This is a genomic window from Hyella patelloides LEGE 07179 (assembly GCF_900659865.1).
Lineage (GTDB): Bacteria > Cyanobacteriota > Cyanobacteriia > Cyanobacteriales > Xenococcaceae > Hyella > Hyella patelloides.
In genome coordinates this window covers 1-16916 of the sequence record NZ_LR213921.1, presented here as the reverse complement: position 1 = coordinate 16916, position 16916 = coordinate 1, and the positions used below count along the sequence as shown (strand labels likewise).

The window sequence follows — 16916 nt, the reverse complement described above, 5'->3', positions numbered from 1 at the left end:
TCCCCTAATACATTCACCTCAATAGTTTTGGTGGTTTCTCCAGGATTGAATGTTAGAGTGCCACTGGTAGCTAGATAATCCTCACCCTCAATAGCAGTGCCATCAGAGGTTTCAAAATCCACTGTAATTGCTTTACCACTGGGATTCGATAAACTAACAGTAAAGCGAGCATTGGTCGTTCCCCCATCGGTTTCGGTAACTGTAACATCATTAATGGTGACTTCGGGGGGATTGTCATTGTCTACAATCGTGGACGTACCTGGATTGACCTCAATAGTCGCCTTGCTGGGATTGCTAAGATTGACGGTAAAAGTTTCTGCCAACTCGTCCAAATCATCCTGCAATAGAGGCACGATAATGGTTTTAACCGTATCTCCAGGATTAAATGTTACTGTGCCACTAACGGCAATATAGTCTGCTCCTGCAACGGCAGTGCCATCTACTGTGCCATAATCTACGGTAATAGTTTGTCCGCTAGGAGTATCCAGGGAAACGGTAAAAGTAGCCACCGCACTACTATCTTCTACTTCAGAAACCGTAGGGCTATCAATACTGATTTTTGATGCGACATCGTTATCGATAATCGTTCCCGTCGCCATACTGGTAGCTATTTCTGCATTACTGGGATTGCTCAACTCCAGTACAAATGCTTCTTCTATTTCATCTAGGGTATCCCCCAGAATAGGAACGGCAATCGTTTTACTGGTTTCTCCAGGGGCAAAAGTAAGAGTGCCATTGACCGCTCCATAATCAACTCCTGCCGTAGCAGTACCCTCTACTGTGGCGTAATCGACACTTATGGGTAAGCTGCTTGAACCTGCTAGGGTTACTGTAAAGATAGCTGCGGTCGTTCCTGCATCGCCTTCGGTTACGGTCACCCCCTCCACTGCTACCGTGGGAATGGCTTCATTATCGGTAATGGTTGCCACTCCTTGACTGGCTGCTACAGTGGCATTGCTGGGGTTGTGTAATTCCACCACAAAACTCTCTGTCAGTTCGTAGAGATTGTCTTCTAATAGGGGTACTGTAATAGTCTTTTCAGTCTCAGAGGGCTCAAAAGTGAGAACGCCACTAACTCCCTGATAATCTGTCCCCTCTTGTGCCGTAACGTTTGCCGTGTTGTATTCTACGGTAACGGGCAAACTACTGGGTGTAGATAAACTAACGTTAAAAGTGGCTTCGCTGTCTCCTTCATTAACGCTTGCCGTATCGATGGTTATTTCAGGCGCGCTATCATCATCGATGATATTAACTACCCCTTCACCATCTGCAATGACCCCCCTACTGGGATTGCTCAACGCCACTGTCAGGAATTCATTACTTTCAGAGATAGCATCTCCAATCACAGCGAATTCAATGGTTTTTGAGATTTCTCCAGGGTCGAAAGTTAAAGTACCACTGGTTGCTTGATAATCCTCACCTGCTGTAGCCGTACCATCGATGGTGGCAAAATCCACAGTCACCGCATCAAAACTGGGACTGGACAAACTCACCGTTAAAGTAGCAAGAGAGTTATTATCATTACCTTCGCTGACCGTTACCGAATCGATACTCAAAGAAGAATCGCTTTCAGAGATCACATTAGTGCGACCGTTAAAGGTAATATCTTTTACTGCACCCAGATAGCCGATAAAAGTAGCATCTCGATTTACCTTGAGGTTTTTACCCGCTAAAAATTGTCCTTTGGCTTCAATCCTGTTATTAAAGTTTAAATTCTTAGAAGATATAGCTGTAATTCTCGATTCTGTGCCAATAGTTCTTGTTTCTTGATTAAAAACCAAATCACCGTTGCCACTGGCGAGAACATTATCTCCCACGAAATTGGCTTGACCATTGAGTCGTAGATTTTTGGCAGCTAAGAAAGTAGAATTGGTGGCTGTAAATCTGCCTAAATTGATATTGCCATTTTCCGCAATTAGTAGGACATTATCCAGTTGAGGACTTTCACCATAGAAGTTAATATGACCCCGCTCGACGGTAATAACGTAGTTGCTTAACTCTACATTCCTGGGAATATTAATTCCTCCTTTGGTAATCCTGACCACCGTAGGATTATCCGCAGTGCCTGGTGCGGGAAAATTATCCTGCCATCTTTGGTTGTTACTGATTTGACTTCTGTTAAGAACTATTTCCGTTGAATCTGATGGCTTGTAGCGGTTTAACTGCTCCTGGGAGATCGTGTCGTAATCGGGAAGCTCCACAGTTTGAGACTCTACTATTTGAGGCGGTAGTAGATTACTATAGTCATCCGCAATCTTGTTGGCACGAGCTATTCGATAGTCAATTGAAACCGCTACGGCATTCTCGACCAACACCAAACGGTTATTTTCATCGCGCACCAGATTACCAGCATTATCTAACTGTACTGGTAAAACCGCTCTGGAACTATTGATGCGAAAACCCTCTCCTCCATAAATCAGAGCATCATCTGTCGGGTTGCTGGTTTCCCCGTCAAAATCACTAGGGCTGTTGATGGTAACTCGACCTTCTGCCACTACAGCAAAGTCAGTGGTCTGAAAGGGATTGAGAGTAGTTGGGGTGCTATCAGTGGCGGTATAAAGATCGCTGCTGCCTGTAAAGGAATCTCTTCGGACTCCACCATTACCGTAATCGACCACAGGATTCTGGAAGAAGAGATTGCTAAAATCTCGTTCTTCTCGCTCTTTTTGCTGCTCCTTCAACTGTTCGATGGGAGATAATTCTTCTAACTCTCGATTAAACGGGTCGGTAAAAGCAGATTCAGTATTCGTAATCCCCAAAGAAGTGTCTACCGTTTCTAATAGAGGAATTAGAGTCGGTTTCAAAACATCTTCTAAGAGATTTTCATTCCCAAATAAGTTATCGGAATTATGCATCTTAATTATCAAACAGCGTGAGAGTAATTAAACGTAATTAAATAAGCAGCCAACGAGAGATAAAACTCGAAGATTTGCTAGAAAAAATAGTTTTAAGGTCGTTCAGTCAGGTTTTATCGAGCCGATATCGATGAATATCTGCTCGATAATTAGAGGGCTATCGCCAGATTGCTCTTATTTTTCATAAAAGCAATAAACAACTGTAAGACTTACAATTAAGTCTCGAACATTGACGAGCAATTTACAGATAACCAGTCAAATAAATATCAATTAAATTACTTAAATAAATCTTGATTAAGCAAAATAATCTCGTAAAAATGTCAGCTTAAATTAAGCTTTACCGTAACAAAAATAACATTTACTTATTGAAGCGGGTATTGACAGATTTACTGTCTTTTTATCGTGTACTAATTAATATTAGAGCTATTTAAGAGTAATTTTACTTAAGTATGAGTAACCATACCTAACGGAAGAGAAAGAAGACTAAATTAGCTTTATAGAGTATGATTTTGACTGATATGAAGAGCTAGGGATTGCTGGGTTTTATCTGGTGTCTCTAGTTTTTAAACAGTCGCTAAAATTATTTTCCTTTGATAAGAAGGTAGCAATCTAGAGGGATTAAATACTTTTCGGTAACACCTAAATAAAAAACGATAACTACACTCAACTTAATATTATTTAACTTGAGATTTATATTTATTTACACCTGTTAAACATTAACAATTGCCCTGCTTATCAGGATTTCCCCTCATGACATTAGGGCTAGTTTACTTGAAGATCGAGAGCATAATCCATATTTGCTCTTCTTCATTAACCATGTATTTTCATAAAAGCTCTCAAAATGATGTCGGTCGTTTTCCCAAGCAACTCATGATAGCAGTGTTCGCTACAGTGCTTGGGATTGGAACACCTCTAATTGATTCGGCTTGCGCTCAACAATCCTCAAGTAACATTCCCACTTTTAGCTCGACTCTCACTGTGGCAGAAGCTTATGCAGCTATTCCCCACGACCGCACGGAATATCAGTTTCAACAGTCGCACATGGGACGTGCAGAACAGAATTATTTTTCAGTGATGTTCCCCCTAATAGATCTCGCAGTTGTACTGCGGATAGAGTCAGTTCAAAAATTATATTATCGTCAAGGAGCAATCGATAAGCAGCTACGAGACTATCAGCGTTTGATTGACTACTGGGAAGGAGTTACACCTCCTGAATCATTGCAGTCCTATCATGCCCATATGTTACAAGCATTGAAGGTACAAAAAGCATTTTTCCTCGATTGGGAAGCGGGTCGGTTTTCGGGGGATTACCATCAGTTGCCCCAACAGCAGAAAGTGCGTTCCTCATCGCATCACCTCCAAGCTGCTTATGGAATTTTAATGCGAACCTTTAACAGCAGAAAGTAATCATAATAAAAAGGCATTTTTTGATTATCATTGCGCTCTAGACTTTATCTAGGTGTAAATCTAGGGTGGCTGCTCTAGACTCAACTCCTAAACTACAAACTTAATCCTCTATCTCGTTTTTGCTCCTGTTGAGGCTGCCTAAGAATTTCCTGATTTCGGCTCGACTTTGACCAATTAAACCGATTCACCAGTTCAGAATTCCAATCAACAGCTTTTGGTATTTTACGCACAGCATTGGGTAACTGTGACATCACTTTTTTTGCCATTAAATTACCAGCTTTATCGTTATCATAAGCCACCACCACATCCTGGTACTGCCGTAAAAATTCATGGGGAATAGAACCCGCACCATCGGTAGAAATGTATATTGTCCGACGACTATCATTACGGTCTAAAACTGCAAAAGAGAGAGCATCAATAGGAGACTCTACTAACACTACTCTTTTTATAGGGTCGCTCGATTGTCCCCCCTGGGTCAAATAAAACCAGCCTTCACTTCGCTTCGTTCCTTTAGCCAATCCTTTAAAAGTATTGTCATCTCCTGCCGTCCCTCTTAATGTCGCACCTGTTATTTTGTTTTCGTTTAAATTGGCTGGTGAAGGTTGACGCGGAGATGGGGAGACGCGGGGACGCGGGGAATTTTGTGTCATGTTATTTGAATAAATCGAGCGACGAATAAACACTGCATTTTGTTTGCTATCAGCATAAATTAACCCCTGCTCGTGGAGACTATCAACCAAACCACTAGGTAACTTTCGAGTGCGAGTTAAATACTTTTTTACTCCCTGCCATAAACTCTCTTCTGGTACTGGGGGAGTAAATTCAAGTACTGGTTTTTCTTGAATAATTTCTCTGGCTTTATAACTAACTGCATCAATAGTCGCTCCCTCCCCAAAACGGTCATTTAGCCAAGTTACTGCTTGCTTAAAATTACACTCTGATATGTGCATTACTAAGTCTGATATGTGCATTACTAAGTCGATTGCCCCACCTCCTCCAGAAAGTGCTTTCCAGTCATAAAACTTACTGCCAGTGATGTTAATAATATGACCTTCGGAATGCCATTTATGTTTATCAAAAGGGTCGGGGTCTAAACCCAGTTCGTAAGCTACTTTTTCTAAGGGAAAATCTCTTACTTTCTTAGCAAGCTCCGTATACTTAGTTTTCCAGTTTTCTAGTTCCTTATTTTGTTGATGTATTTGAGTTTCTAAATCTCTAAGACGCTGTTGTAAAACTTCCTTATCTCTAGCTAAGGATTGAGCAGTAATTTTAAGAACTTTCGTTTCTTTAATTGCTCTTTGTCTGTCTGCTAGTTGATGTTGAATCGTTTCCTTATCCAGAGTCAAATCTGGTTTTTTATTTACCGCAGCATAATATTGTTTGACCGAAGTATGTTTGGCTCTGCTGCCTTTAATTCCTCTTGACAATCCCAAAGGAGCGAGAGCTTCGGCGTAACTATCTTGAAACTTGCTTAGTTTTTCCCGACCGCCAAATAAACCCCGACAGTTAAGTTTTCCCCTCTCATCTAGAGGAACTAGATAAGCATGAATGTGGGGTGTAGCTTCATCCTTATGTAACTCCGCTCTAATGATGCGGTCGCCATATTGGTTATCGAGCCATTGATGGACTGCTTCTTTAAAATCTTCTAAACGCTGTGGTTGATAGTATCCCGCCTTACTCGGTTCATCGGGTCGGAAATATTCGGGACTGGCAGTTAAAAGCATCTCCACGCATAACACCGCATTCTTACGAATTGTCTGATCTCCTATGCGTTGTCTGACTAAAGTTTCCAGATTGGGGCTATCCTTGGTTTCTGGTTGACCTACTATACGAATGTTGTTAATTTCTGGGTCGGCGTTTGGAACTTCACGGACTCTTTTGGTATGCTGTTCATTTGAGGCAATATTTCCGCTTTTGAGTTTGGAGATTCTAGCAATAGCATGAGGCATCTTTCTTTTCCCAGTAGTTCTTTTTCTGTTGGGTAGTGCTTTATAAGTAAGTGATTAGAACAAAAATCTCTGCCTTTCTATGTCTCCCCTCTCCGCGTCTCACTGTCTCCGTGTCAACTAAAACAGTTCCATCAAAACCCCTCACCAATTAATCTGGGGATTCCAAAGGGGTGTCCCCTTTGGCTCACTCACAATTTTAGCGCAGCGATGCCCCAAGGCAAAAATTGTGTAGTGAGTACCATCATTTTACACCTCCTCCCTTCAATTTCTAACAGAACTACTGGGAAAAAGAAGACAGATTTCCGTTTGGTTAAGAATGAATAAGTTAAGTTGATTATTTTAACAACTTTGGGGAGTCATGATTGGGCGAGCTAGCATGAAACTATTGCAGCTTATACATTTTTTCTTGGTTAAGGCAAGATAGCTAATGGTCAAGACCAAACCCAATCAAAAGATTCATGTCGATAAACTGAAAACTACTCTAGATAAGTTGGGTCAGTTAAAGGAGAAACCTAAATCGGAACTGACTTTACGAGAAAGTATTTATTTCTTGAGAGATAAGCTTAAGAGTGCTTTGAAGAAGGGCTATAGTTATCAGGATTTGTCGTCGATTTTAGAAGAACAGGAAATCCTGATTTCGGCTTCAACTCTCAAACAGTATTTGATGGATATTAATAAAGAATCTGAGTCTCGAAGAAAAAAATAGTAGGTCGGTAAGAGTCATGAAAAATAATTATACAAAATCAGTTTAATAATCTAGTTAGCTCCTTCATCTGAGAACTAAAAAATCCCAATCTATCTAGGGTTAGCTCGGATAAAGATTTATCAAAAGATGCCAACTTATTTGAGGAAGAATTAGAAAGAGATTCTACAGATGATACTGTATCCTCTTCTGAAATAGATTCATCTCAAGATAGTAGTAAAAAAGATAAGAGTACTTCTCAATCAAGAACGAGAAAGTCAACCAAGGCTAAACCAAAAGAATTATCAAATTCAAATCGAGATTTATCATCTGATTTTAATCAATACTAACAATACTCAATCAAGATACGGGAGGTGAAAACTTTGGCAACGATTCATTTGATCGATGGTGAGAAGGGTGGGGTGGGTAAATCTTTTGTGGCTCGCACGATGATTCAGTATGGATTAGATCGTTCCTTTCCTTTTGTGGCGGTAGAAACAGATCGCTCTAATCCCGATGTGGCGGGGGTATATGAGGATATCTGTCAGTATGCTGTTTTTACTGAAGATGAGAAACAGGCTGATAAGGCTGACCGTATCTTTGAGATGGGAATGGAAAAAAATGTAATTGTTTCTCTTCCTTCTCAAGTTCATCGCGCTATGAAGAGTTGGATTGAGAAGAATCAGTTACTCACTCTGGGTCAGGAATATGGGGTGAGTTTTTGTAAGTGGTTTGTCTGCAATGGTGAGTATGACAGTATCAGGTTGTTTCTGGCTTCAGTAGATTGCTACGAGAAGAGAATGACTCATATTTTGGTGCGAAATTTGGGTCTTTGTGATGAGTGGTCGCCGATTGATGAGGATGAATCGGTACAGGAGTTAATTAAGAAGTATCGGGTGAAGGTTATAGATTTTCCCAAGCTCGGTTATAAGGAGAGATATTTAATCAATCAACACCGATTGCAGTTTGATGAAGCGAGAGAGTATCGAGATTTTGGGGTCTTGGGAAGACAACGGGTGGTTAATTTCTTGAAGTGTGCTTACAGTGCTTTTGACAGTACTGGGATGTGGCAGGATGAATCAATCGAGCCAGAAATCAAATCAAAAACCGCATCAACGACAGGTACATCTGATAGCGCACCAAAAAAGGTCAAAGCGAGAAGAACTAAAAACCAGGGCGTATAGGTAAAAGAAAAACACACTTCGCGTTCTCTCGGTATACAAACCTATATGAAGAAAGAAGCAGAAAATAATCAAACTTTTAACCTAGGTACAAAATATGAATTAAGGATTTCGTATGACTACACTAAATGGAAAAACCAAAGCGGTTTTAGATACTTGTTTATCTTCGGAATCTCCTGAAGTGAAGGCTAAGGTTTATGAGATTATCAATGTCAGTGGTCTGGATGCCAATGACCCGATGTTTTTAATCTTGGCTCTGACGGGACAGATGCGGGTGTTTTTAGAAGCTGCACCAGTGGAGTTATCTAAGTTGTTAGCTGAATGGAAGCAGAAGAGTGCTGATAGTTTAGAGGAAATAACGGCTGCTATTTTACGAGTTAAAGAAACCCAACAACAACAGGCTCAGACCTTTGCTAAAAATATAGAGCAGGTTAGCAATCAGTGTGTTGAAGATATTAAAGAAGCAGGTATGGCTGCTACATCTGCTATAGCATCCGCTAATAGTGAGACTCTAGCGAGCGCAAAGTTAGCAAGTCATGAAACATCTCATCTTTTAGAAGAGATTGTTGAACTCCGCGCTGGTGTCGAAGCTGATAGAAAAAAGAATGAGGCATTTTTAAAGGCTTTATGTGGCGAAACTGGACAAAATATTAAAGAACTAAAACAGGTAGTTAGAGAAATTAATCATTCTGGAGCAACTATTAAAAAAATTCAACAAGATACGGTTTGGATGAAGTTAGCTGATTGGTTTTCTCCTTTATGGGCTTTGGCTGTGGTGGGGGTAATTGGTTTCGGTGTGGGTTGGCGAATGAACTATCTTAAGTACAATGGAACTGTTGAAGTTTTAGGGCGCGAAATTATGAGTTGGAATATAGACCGCCTTATCAAATGTCGCGAGGATAATAACCCCAAATGCACCTTCTGGATTGTTCCCCCTGAGCAAAGAGAGTAAATTTGTTTGGGTAAAATAATCAGGAAATAGATGCCAACAGCACAACAAGCAATCAAAGCAGCAATTCTTTGTCAGTACATCACAAGAAGTTTGTTACCTATCACGATATTTAGATACTATCGAGTAGCTAAAATTATATATATTGAAGCTGGCTACAACCAAGAAATTACTATTAGAATCCACGAGAATGGAGAGTTTATTTATGTCTAAATCATTTAAGGAAATGACCAACAAAGAACTAAGACAATATATGAACGATCATTTTGATGATGAAACGGGTGAATTAGCCTTTATGGAATATAGTTCTCGTCTCGACTGGAAGAAAGTGCCAGCAAATGCTACCCCAGAAGAGGAAAAACAAATTATTGAAGATTTAATCGCTCAAAGAACCCAAAAATAATTAATAAGAGGGAGATTTTATTTATGTCTAAACCTCTTGAAGAAAAGACCATAAAATAATCATTTAACTATAATAATTCAATTCCTCTTTCTTCTAAATAACGGCGTTCTGCTTCTGCATCTTGCTTTAGCACGTCTTGATTAGCTTGACAGTAAGCTATTGCTTCAGCGACCTCATCCAAAGACAAATCCCAATTATAAGCTGCTTCAGATAGGGTCATTTCTTCTACCTGCATCGTACTCCAAACCGTAAAGGGTCTAAGTCTTCTTCCTTTAAAGTGAAGCTGTTTGCGCCATGATGAGGAACGTTGTTCTAAGTATTGCCATTGCGTCTTTGAGGCGTTAGTAGTCATTCCCTTTTTAGTGCAGATAAGAAATTGAGAGGCAGATTACGAAAGTAAGAATAGGGAAAAATAAGTTTTTTTTAACTCGCATTTTCAGTTTGCAAACTGGCTAAATACCGATCAATAGCCTCTCGGATCACATCTGGTACGGTACATTTATTCTCGCTAGCCAGATTTTTGAGTTGATGCTTCATGTTTGGGTGCATCAACACCTTAACCTGTTCCGATAGTGGCTCGTCTCTACCGTAATCAAATCGATATTTAGTTCCAAAATCTGGATTCCCGCCTGGTCTTCCCATCTTACATATCTAACTTAATAGTTCTAATTATAGCTTAGTACCACATTAATAAATGTAAATTAAGGTTGCATATCAGTGAAGTACCTCGCTAATATAACATCTTATGCAGAAGTAGTAGCGACCGCTCAAAGGCGACCAACCAAAGCGATCGCTTTTAGAAATTTCACATTTAGAATGTTATGACTCAATATTACCAGCTAACACTCAAAGATGCATTAACTCAATACCAAGCAGGATTTCTTAGTTCTGCTGGACTGTTATTCAACTATTTCAAAATTAAATTTGCTCCTGGTTGGAAGATATACATTAACCAGCAAGCAATCTGCGACGAACTATGTTTAAGCTCATATCAGTTTTATCGCGGTCTGAAACTAATCAAGCAACACTTTCCCAATTTAAAACTCCATCGAACTACTGCTCTAGTGGGTGAGTTTGAAGAGCCAAATACTTCATCTGATGAAAAAAATCCAGTAAATGAACCAGTTGTAGAAACTACAAATCCAGTCGCGCCAACTGCAACTCCAGTTGTAGAAACTACAAATCCAGTCGCGCCAACTGCAACTCCAGTTGTAGAAACTGCAACTGGAGCACCTCCTAAACCACGTCAAACTACTGTACAGAGCGATTCACCAGATTCTTCTTCAAATTCTTATTCAAATTTCATTTCATCTCTTTCTCAAAGCCAGAGAGAGAAATTTTTAGCTTTTTGCACCTCTCAAGCTAACCAATTACCCAAGCCCCCTATATTAATCAAAAGATGGATTCAACACAATTGGTCGGAGTTACGCAGTTTATGGTGTAAAAAGTTCCCCGATGTAGTATATGAGAATGGTAATATATCACATGATGATTGGCAGAATCACCCCCGATTTAACAAATGGAAACGCCGATTAGAGTGTCAGTATGATGCCCCCTATTTCATCACTTTGCTCAAAAATGGTGGTACTGAGGAAGAAAGAAGGGCTTTTGCTCGTTGGGCAATTGATAACGAGATTGTCAAAGTTCCAGAGGGGGTAACAATTGAAAAACTTTAAAAAGTTACAACCCCTGACTCTGCGTCGCGAATGCGAACCTAATTATGAAAAACAAATCTGGCAGCCCAATTGGTGTTGTTTCTGCTGCCACGATACGGGTTTTGTATTGGACAGATTAGCAGCTTATGTAATTGAAGGTTACGTAGGGGGTCAACATAAAATAGTTGAATGCCGAGCTACAAGATGTCAAGCCGAGATTGGGGAGACATTAAGAGCTAGTGGCAGTTTAGATCGACGTTTAACCCCAGAGATTTGCGACCATCTGGACTGTATGGAACGGGAAGAATGGGCGCGGACTGCGGAAAAACAGCATGAATTAAGAAAGAGGGCAAATGGACTGGTTGATGAGTTGGCTCAGAGGAAAAGTATTAGGTTGCGTCGGCGAACTCCTACTGAGGAGATGGAGGTGAGAAGAAAGCATGAGGAGGTGATTAATCAGTAGCTTGACCCCTATCAATAAAAAATAACTGGCGTTGGCAAATATTGGCAAAGAATGTCAAACTTCAAAGATGAGGATAATTTAATTTCAAAAAGACATGACGACACTCAACATTTCCCTTCCCGAATCAATGCGGGAATTTATCGACCAACAAATCGATAGTGGTGGTTACAGTACCGCTAGCGAATATATCCGTCATTTAATTCGTATTGACCAAGAAAAAGCCGAAAAAAAACAAATTGAAAAACTCTTACTAGAAGGCTTGAACAGTGGCGAACCCGTGGAAATAACCGATGATTGGTGGTCGCAAAAACGGACAGAATTAATGGAACGGTTAAATCAGTCCCAATCATGACCAGACGGATTCTAATTACATCACTAGCCAGTCAGGATATAGATCGATTGTTCGAGTATATTGCTCGAAATAATAACGAAGCTGCTCTACGTTTTTTTGATGCTACCAGACTTGCCCATTGCTAATTTAGCAGCAAGTCCAGGTAAGGGCAGTCTGTTTGAGATTGATAATCCTCGGTTAGTCGGATTGCGTAAATGGGCGGTAAAAGGCTTTGCCAAATATTTGATATTTTACTTAACGGATGAAGAACTACTAACTGTAATTAGGATTATTCACGCCAGTCGCGATTTACCAAATATTTTGGCAAAAGAATAAAGGAAGTAATGCCGTTTTTTGTGATCTGGCGTAAAGTTAAATCTAGAATCAGAGCCTAATCGTCTTCTTTAATATAAACAAATCTTATTTATTAAGCATTTATACTCACTTATCTTGCCAAACAAAGATAAGTTTTGCTTAATCGCTGCTTGTCTCTTACGAGAGGATCGGGGTTTGTTATCCTTCGACTGTATAATAGTAGTGTTCTACTCTTAACAGCCTTTTTTGAGTCTAATGAAGGAATTAGTAGAGGAGTGGTTGGCTCTGCATCACGGATATACGCGCCAGAGCTATGAAAATACGATCAATCAGTTTGGTTCGGCTGTCAAGCTCCCTCTAGCTAGAATTAAGTCCCAGCACGTCCGAAATTGGTTAGATAGTTTAGATTGTGCTGACACTACGAAGCAAAAGCATTTAGCTATTTTGAAGGCTTTTTTTAATTACGTGGTGACATTGGATGGTGCGCCAATCAAATCTAGTCCTCTTCCGCGACAGTTTAAGGTAGCCGTTCCCAAAGAAACTCTAGTCGAACGCATTCTTACTGTTGAGGAAGTAAAAGCTTTGATTGAGAATGAAAAAGACAGAAGGAATCATCTAATCTTAAAAACTCTTTATCAGACTGGAGTAAGGGTGAGTGAATTATGTGGACTCTCGTGGAAAGATATTACCCCTAGACCCGAAATCAAGACGGTTCAGCTTACGGTATATGGTAAAAGGGGTAAGACTCGTTATATCACCCTTAAACCTGAGTTAGCTATTGAATTAGAAAAGTTTAGAGAGTCCGCATTGGGGACTGCACCGATCTTTACCAGTGAAAAAGGTAATGCTTTAGCCCCTGCCCACATACACAGGATTGTGAAACGGGCTGCTGGCAAGGCTCAATTACCACAAGCCGAAAAAGTTTCTCCCCACTGGTTAAGGCACGCTCATGCGACTCATGCTTTAGAACGGGGTGCGCCATTAAGGTTAGTTCAGGCAACATTAGGTCATGCTTCATTAGATACGACGAGCAAGTATTTACATATTCGACCTAGTGAAAGCTCTGGGGATTATTTGTAATGGGAATTTTTAATATGATTGGTAAAGCCAGTAAATTAACTTAAAACTTTAAAAAGAATCATCATGTCATTAGTCAAAGGAATCAAGAAAGGTAAAACTATTGAATTGTTAGAAGAAATTAATATTCCTGATGGAGAAGAAATTTTAATTGATATTCTTTCAGTCAATAATTTTTGGACTAGCTTAGAAACCTTTAGGAATTCTCAAGAGTTTAACGATGTAAATTTTGAAGAAGAAATATTTACCAATTTGCGAGATCAAACGAATGGTAGAAATGTCGATTTATGACTATTAAATATTTACTAGATACTAATATATTGTCAGAGGCTATTCGTCCGAAACCCAATCCTAATGTTTTACAAAAGTTACAAATACATCAACAGGAATTGGGGACAGCCACCTTAGTAGTTCATGAATTATTGTTTGGTTGTTATCGTCTGACCGTATCAAAAAAACGGTCAACTTTACAAGCCTATATTGAGAATGTCATTTTGCCCAATGTTCCTTTATTTGATTACGATTTAAAATCAGCACAATGGCACGCATCCCTTAGAGCGAAATTAGTAAGTATGGGTAAAACTCCAGCTTTTGTAGATGGTCAAATTGCTGCCATTGCTTATACTAATCAGCTTATTTTAGTAACTAATAATGTCTCAGATTTTCAGGATTTTCAGGGACTACAGATCGAGAATTGGTTTCAAGTGAACAAGTGATTAAGTAGATACGTGAATACGTAATTTGCTTAAAAGTAGTCTCGAACGTTGAGTCTAGAGCATTGCCATATTCAGTTTTTGGGGATAACATTCACTTGTTTACTTGTTTAAGTATTAACTTGTTCACTTGAATACGTATTCACTGGCTTACGTGATTACGTAATTATTAATTCACTTGTTTAAGTATTCACTTGCCTACTTGACTACGTGATTACGTAGTCATTGACATTATGATTATCTGTTTATCTTCCCTCAAAGGGGGTTCTGGTAAAACTACGCTAGCAGTCCATTTAGCTCACGCGATCTCCTTGTCAAAAAAGAAAGTCATCTTAATCGATGCTGACCCACAAGGCAGTTCTCAGGGTTGGGCAGCTTCTCGTGAGGATAAACCACCTTTTCCCGTGATTGGCATGGCGAGGAATACCTTACATAGAGACTTACCAGAACTACTAGAAAATTACGACCATTGCGTTATCGACACACCACCAAGGGTTTCGGCTCTAGCTCGAACCGCAATCTTAGCAGCCGACCTCGTACTAATTCCCGTGCAACCATCTTCCTATGATATTTGGGCAGCATCGGAAACCGTCAAACTAATTGAAGAGGCTCAAGGATTTAAACCTGAGATAATTGCAGCATTCGTTATTAATCGAAAAATTACTAACACTGCTATTAGTCGTGAAGTATCTGAAGCACTATCTGATTATGAGTTTCCACTATTAAAAACAACTATTGGACAGAGAGTCATCTTTTCCGAATCATCTGCGGGTTATTCAGTTATGGAACTAGCCCCTGGTAAGGTCGCATCAACTGAAATTAAACAGCTTAGTCAAGAAGTTATCAAAATGATGGGGTTGCAAAAATGGTAGAGAAAAAAAGACGTAAGATTGCGAAATTACCTCAAGCACAATCAAATCCCGATAGTTGGGTGAGTGATGGGGGTTTAGACCCTGAAATTAAATTATCCTCTTCTGATTCTGTTGCTGATGATGAGAAAATTCAGGAGAAAACCTACCCCCATCGCATCAGTTTTGATATGGATAGTTCCCAATATAAACGTCTTAAGTGGGCATCATTTGATACATCTCGCCCGATGAATAGTATTTTGAGAGAAGCTGTAGAGGAGTGGATGAAATCACGTGATTACTGATTTACTTGGTCAAGTAATTACGTGATTACTGAATTACTTGATAGCAGGAAATGGAATTATCCACATTAGAGCCAGTGCTACTGTTAAATTAACCTCCCCTTGGGCTACCAAGTTGGTATCAACCTTCATACCAAGCGTGATACCAATAGCAAAACCCTTGGGTTTTCTAAATATTTTAATAATATCTGTGACCCGAAAACTATATAAATCAACACTTTAAGTTACCAGCCCCCAAACCCCTTGGTAGGGACAAAAAATACTGTTATGAAGGGGTAAAATTTAACTTTGTATTAACTAATAAACATACATCACCATGTATATACTCTATACAGTGATATAACTAAGTCATTGTCATGTATAAAGATTGGTTGGAAAATATTGCCTCAAATAAAGACTTAAAATGGCTCGATTTAAGAGTATTATTGATGCTCCTGGCAAATATTCAAGGAGCGACCGCAGAAATATCACAAGCTGCAATAGCTCGAAAACTAGGTATGGAAAGCCCTCATGTTTCTAGTTCCATTAAGAAACTGGTGGAAAATGGCATTATCAAGAAGAAATATACAGCAGGAAAATTAGTTGGTTATCGGTTTCTCATTGAGGAGTAAAACCAGGTATAATTACTTATACCAATACCTACCAATGCACGGTTACTGAACACTAAAATTAGTGGTAAACTTAGGGCCAGGAAAAATTCTCAACTAAAAATCCTTCCTTGCCCGCTCCACCACTGCGCTACGCTCCGTGATTTCGCGACCGCCCAAGGCTTCACACATTACTCCCAAATGAAGGGAAATACTTTGAACAAAGAATGACTGAATTTAACTTATTAGCTCAATTTAACTTGAACAATCACTCTTCACAGCTAATTCTCGTGACTGTCAACTTGTCGCTTTCCAGAGGAAACAAATTTTGTCCAAAAGATTGCAAATCAATCTGAGATTTGACAATGAGCCAGAGCTACATGAAGCTGTGAAAAACAAAGCAGCCGAGCTTGGCACGTCAATTAATGCCTTTATGCTGGCTGCTGCTAAATCGGCTTTAGGATGGCAAGCTCCCATTGATAGTGTCAAAATGCTCAAGTTGATTGGCAATCTCGAAAGTCGGGTTCATCAGCTAGAACAAGAATTGAAGAAATTGAGACAAAATTAATCGGGATGTATTTTAGGTTTGTTTGGGATGAGAGGTAGATACTGGGTAGATGGAATTTTTTTCTCAAGTCTAATAGTTAATTAGTACTATCAAACTTGGGGTAAAGCTAAGGAGGCGATCCGATAGCAACGGAACAGAAAACAACGCTCAGCGTATAATTAGAATTATTCAGCCAGAATTTTTCTCGTGCGCTGCGCGTAGAATGGAACTTGTACGTCTAGTTTGAGCTACTGAGCGTATAATTCGCTCCATATGCATTAATTATCTTCCAAAAAACTCGTCGTATAATTACAGCGCGTTTTGTCGTTGTTTTGAAATTACTCAATGGAGTACTTGTTTAAAAATCTTGAAAGTATTATAGGGCAAAGGTTTTAGGATTTTACTTCATCGAATTATACGTCGGGCGTTGTTTTCTGCTCGTTTACTATCGGATCGCCAAGGAAGCTACCATAAGTGTCAAGTGGTTTTGAAACTATTGCTATAATTAGCTTTCAAGGATCGAAGTCCTCTTAATGCGATCGCTAAAATACCTAGTTCAAAAGTTCTCTTAAGAGGTAGTGTCAGAACTTTTGAGGTAAAAATCAGCTAAATTTATGTCATTTTTGCATTGGTTTTTAACAAAATTTCAATA

Annotated in this window: 20 protein-coding genes and 1 pseudogene; 17 read left to right on the top strand and 4 right to left on the bottom strand. The window is 39.5% G+C overall.

What is annotated here, in order from left to right:
* Positions 1-2855 (bottom strand): Calx-beta domain-containing protein (locus tag H1P_RS21100; RefSeq protein WP_281291209.1); only part of this gene is annotated, 2855 nt, incomplete at its 3' end.
* 816 nt (positions 2856-3671) lie between these two features.
* Between H1P_RS21100 and H1P_RS21095 the strand changes: the two genes are divergently transcribed.
* On the top strand, positions 3672-4262 hold the full coding sequence (locus tag H1P_RS21095; protein ID WP_144871049.1) for a hypothetical protein: 591 nt from the start codon (positions 3672-3674) through the stop codon (positions 4260-4262).
* A gap of 92 nt (positions 4263-4354) precedes the next feature.
* On the opposite strand, the gene mobV is transcribed toward H1P_RS21095, so the two are convergent.
* Positions 4355-6211, bottom strand: a complete 1857-nt coding sequence (mobV, locus tag H1P_RS21090) for a MobV family relaxase (protein ID WP_144871047.1) — start codon at positions 6209-6211, stop codon at positions 4355-4357.
* 427 nt (positions 6212-6638) lie between these two features.
* On the opposite strand from mobV, the gene H1P_RS21085 reads away from it, so the two are divergent.
* The 5 genes from H1P_RS21085 (at position 6639) to H1P_RS21065 (ending at position 9426) form a co-directional block, all read left to right on the top strand.
* The gene (locus tag H1P_RS21085; protein ID WP_186376068.1) at positions 6639-6917 is read left to right on the top strand and encodes a hypothetical protein; all 279 of its coding nucleotides are present in this window, start codon (positions 6639-6641) and stop codon (positions 6915-6917) included.
* Positions 6918-7276: 359 nt separating this feature from the next.
* Positions 7277-8077 carry a P-loop NTPase family protein gene (locus tag H1P_RS21080; RefSeq protein WP_222427156.1) on the top strand — a complete coding sequence of 267 codons (801 nt, stop codon included), beginning with the start codon at positions 7277-7279 and terminating at the stop codon, positions 8075-8077.
* 112 nt (positions 8078-8189) lie between these two features.
* Entirely contained in the window at positions 8190-9026 is an 837-nt protein-coding gene (locus H1P_RS21075; RefSeq protein WP_144871045.1) for a DUF6753 family protein, read from the top strand.
* Between the two features lie 30 nt (positions 9027-9056).
* A complete protein-coding gene (locus tag H1P_RS21070) occupies positions 9057-9236 on the top strand; it encodes a DUF6888 family protein (RefSeq protein WP_144871043.1) in 180 nt (59 codons plus the stop codon).
* Positions 9229-9426 (top strand): DUF6887 family protein, encoded by a 198-nt coding sequence (locus H1P_RS21065; protein ID WP_144871041.1) that lies wholly within the window; start codon positions 9229-9231, stop codon positions 9424-9426. The genes H1P_RS21070 and H1P_RS21065 overlap by 8 nt, the downstream gene beginning before the upstream one ends.
* A 67-nt stretch (positions 9427-9493) precedes the next feature.
* Here the strand turns inward: H1P_RS21065 and H1P_RS21060 are convergent, their stop codons facing one another.
* Both H1P_RS21060 and H1P_RS21055 read right to left on the bottom strand, forming a co-directional pair.
* On the bottom strand, positions 9494-9778 hold the full coding sequence (locus H1P_RS21060; RefSeq protein WP_144871039.1) for a hypothetical protein: 285 nt from the start codon (positions 9776-9778) through the stop codon (positions 9494-9496).
* A 71-nt stretch (positions 9779-9849) separates the two neighbouring features.
* A complete protein-coding gene (locus H1P_RS21055) occupies positions 9850-10068 on the bottom strand; it encodes a CopG family transcriptional regulator (protein ID WP_144871037.1) in 219 nt (72 codons plus the stop codon).
* A gap of 179 nt (positions 10069-10247) precedes the next feature.
* Between H1P_RS21055 and H1P_RS21050 the strand changes: the two genes are divergently transcribed.
* The 11 genes and pseudogenes from H1P_RS21050 (at position 10248) to H1P_RS21000 (ending at position 16285) form a co-directional block, all read left to right on the top strand.
* Positions 10248-11102: a hypothetical protein gene (locus tag H1P_RS21050; protein ID WP_144871035.1), complete on the top strand. Its 855-nt coding sequence runs from the start codon at positions 10248-10250 to the stop codon at positions 11100-11102.
* Complete coding sequence (locus tag H1P_RS21045) at positions 11089-11544, top strand: hypothetical protein (RefSeq protein WP_144871032.1); 456 nt, start codon at positions 11089-11091, stop codon at positions 11542-11544. The genes H1P_RS21050 and H1P_RS21045 overlap by 14 nt, the downstream gene beginning before the upstream one ends.
* Positions 11545-11638: 94 nt before the next feature.
* Entirely contained in the window at positions 11639-11896 is a 258-nt protein-coding gene (locus tag H1P_RS21040) for a type II toxin-antitoxin system ParD family antitoxin (RefSeq protein WP_144871030.1), read from the top strand.
* Positions 11897-11995: 99 nt separating this feature from the next.
* Positions 11996-12211 (top strand): type II toxin-antitoxin system RelE/ParE family toxin, encoded by a 216-nt coding sequence (locus H1P_RS21035; protein WP_222427155.1) that lies wholly within the window; start codon positions 11996-11998, stop codon positions 12209-12211.
* A gap of 234 nt (positions 12212-12445) precedes the next feature.
* Positions 12446-13234 (top strand): annotated as a pseudogene (locus tag H1P_RS21030) (tyrosine-type recombinase/integrase); the annotation flags it as partial.
* A gap of 99 nt (positions 13235-13333) precedes the next feature.
* Positions 13334-13558: a hypothetical protein gene (locus tag H1P_RS21025; protein ID WP_144871026.1), complete on the top strand. Its 225-nt coding sequence runs from the start codon at positions 13334-13336 to the stop codon at positions 13556-13558.
* The gene (locus H1P_RS21020; protein ID WP_144871024.1) at positions 13555-13983 is read left to right on the top strand and encodes a type II toxin-antitoxin system VapC family toxin; all 429 of its coding nucleotides are present in this window, start codon (positions 13555-13557) and stop codon (positions 13981-13983) included. The genes H1P_RS21025 and H1P_RS21020 overlap by 4 nt, the downstream gene beginning before the upstream one ends.
* A 230-nt stretch (positions 13984-14213) precedes the next feature.
* Positions 14214-14852 carry a ParA family partition ATPase gene (gene parA, locus H1P_RS21015; RefSeq protein WP_144871022.1) on the top strand — a complete coding sequence of 213 codons (639 nt, stop codon included), beginning with the start codon at positions 14214-14216 and terminating at the stop codon, positions 14850-14852.
* The gene (locus tag H1P_RS21010; protein ID WP_144871020.1) at positions 14846-15133 is read left to right on the top strand and encodes a hypothetical protein; all 288 of its coding nucleotides are present in this window, start codon (positions 14846-14848) and stop codon (positions 15131-15133) included. Before parA ends, H1P_RS21010 begins: the two co-directional genes overlap by 7 nt.
* A gap of 353 nt (positions 15134-15486) precedes the next feature.
* Positions 15487-15741 carry a winged helix-turn-helix transcriptional regulator gene (locus H1P_RS21005; protein WP_144871018.1) on the top strand — a complete coding sequence of 85 codons (255 nt, stop codon included), beginning with the start codon at positions 15487-15489 and terminating at the stop codon, positions 15739-15741.
* 304 nt (positions 15742-16045) lie between these two features.
* The gene (locus tag H1P_RS21000; RefSeq protein WP_144871016.1) at positions 16046-16285 is read left to right on the top strand and encodes a hypothetical protein; all 240 of its coding nucleotides are present in this window, start codon (positions 16046-16048) and stop codon (positions 16283-16285) included.
* Positions 16286-16916 lie beyond the last annotated feature (631 nt).

Coding starts and splice junctions, on each gene's coding strand:
- H1P_RS21095 (WP_144871049.1), top strand. CDS start 3,672: ATGTATTTTCATAAAAGCTCTCAAAATGATGTCGGTCGTTTTCCCAAG.
- mobV (WP_144871047.1), bottom strand. CDS start 6,211: ATGCCTCATGCTATTGCTAGAATCTCCAAACTCAAAAGCGGAAATATT.
- H1P_RS21085 (WP_186376068.1), top strand. CDS start 6,639: ATGGTCAAGACCAAACCCAATCAAAAGATTCATGTCGATAAACTGAAA.
- H1P_RS21075 (WP_144871045.1), top strand. CDS start 8,190: ATGACTACACTAAATGGAAAAACCAAAGCGGTTTTAGATACTTGTTTA.
- H1P_RS21070 (WP_144871043.1), top strand. CDS start 9,057: ATGCCAACAGCACAACAAGCAATCAAAGCAGCAATTCTTTGTCAGTAC.
- H1P_RS21065 (WP_144871041.1), top strand. CDS start 9,229: ATGTCTAAATCATTTAAGGAAATGACCAACAAAGAACTAAGACAATAT.
- H1P_RS21060 (WP_144871039.1), bottom strand. CDS start 9,778: ATGACTACTAACGCCTCAAAGACGCAATGGCAATACTTAGAACAACGT.
- H1P_RS21055 (WP_144871037.1), bottom strand. CDS start 10,068: ATGGGAAGACCAGGCGGGAATCCAGATTTTGGAACTAAATATCGATTT.
- H1P_RS21050 (WP_144871035.1), top strand. CDS start 10,248: ATGACTCAATATTACCAGCTAACACTCAAAGATGCATTAACTCAATAC.
- H1P_RS21040 (WP_144871030.1), top strand. CDS start 11,639: ATGACGACACTCAACATTTCCCTTCCCGAATCAATGCGGGAATTTATC.
- H1P_RS21035 (WP_222427155.1), top strand. CDS start 11,996: ATGCTACCAGACTTGCCCATTGCTAATTTAGCAGCAAGTCCAGGTAAG.
- H1P_RS21025 (WP_144871026.1), top strand. CDS start 13,334: ATGTCATTAGTCAAAGGAATCAAGAAAGGTAAAACTATTGAATTGTTA.
- H1P_RS21020 (WP_144871024.1), top strand. CDS start 13,555: ATGACTATTAAATATTTACTAGATACTAATATATTGTCAGAGGCTATT.
- parA (WP_144871022.1), top strand. CDS start 14,214: ATGATTATCTGTTTATCTTCCCTCAAAGGGGGTTCTGGTAAAACTACG.
- H1P_RS21010 (WP_144871020.1), top strand. CDS start 14,846: ATGGTAGAGAAAAAAAGACGTAAGATTGCGAAATTACCTCAAGCACAA.
- H1P_RS21005 (WP_144871018.1), top strand. CDS start 15,487: ATGTATAAAGATTGGTTGGAAAATATTGCCTCAAATAAAGACTTAAAA.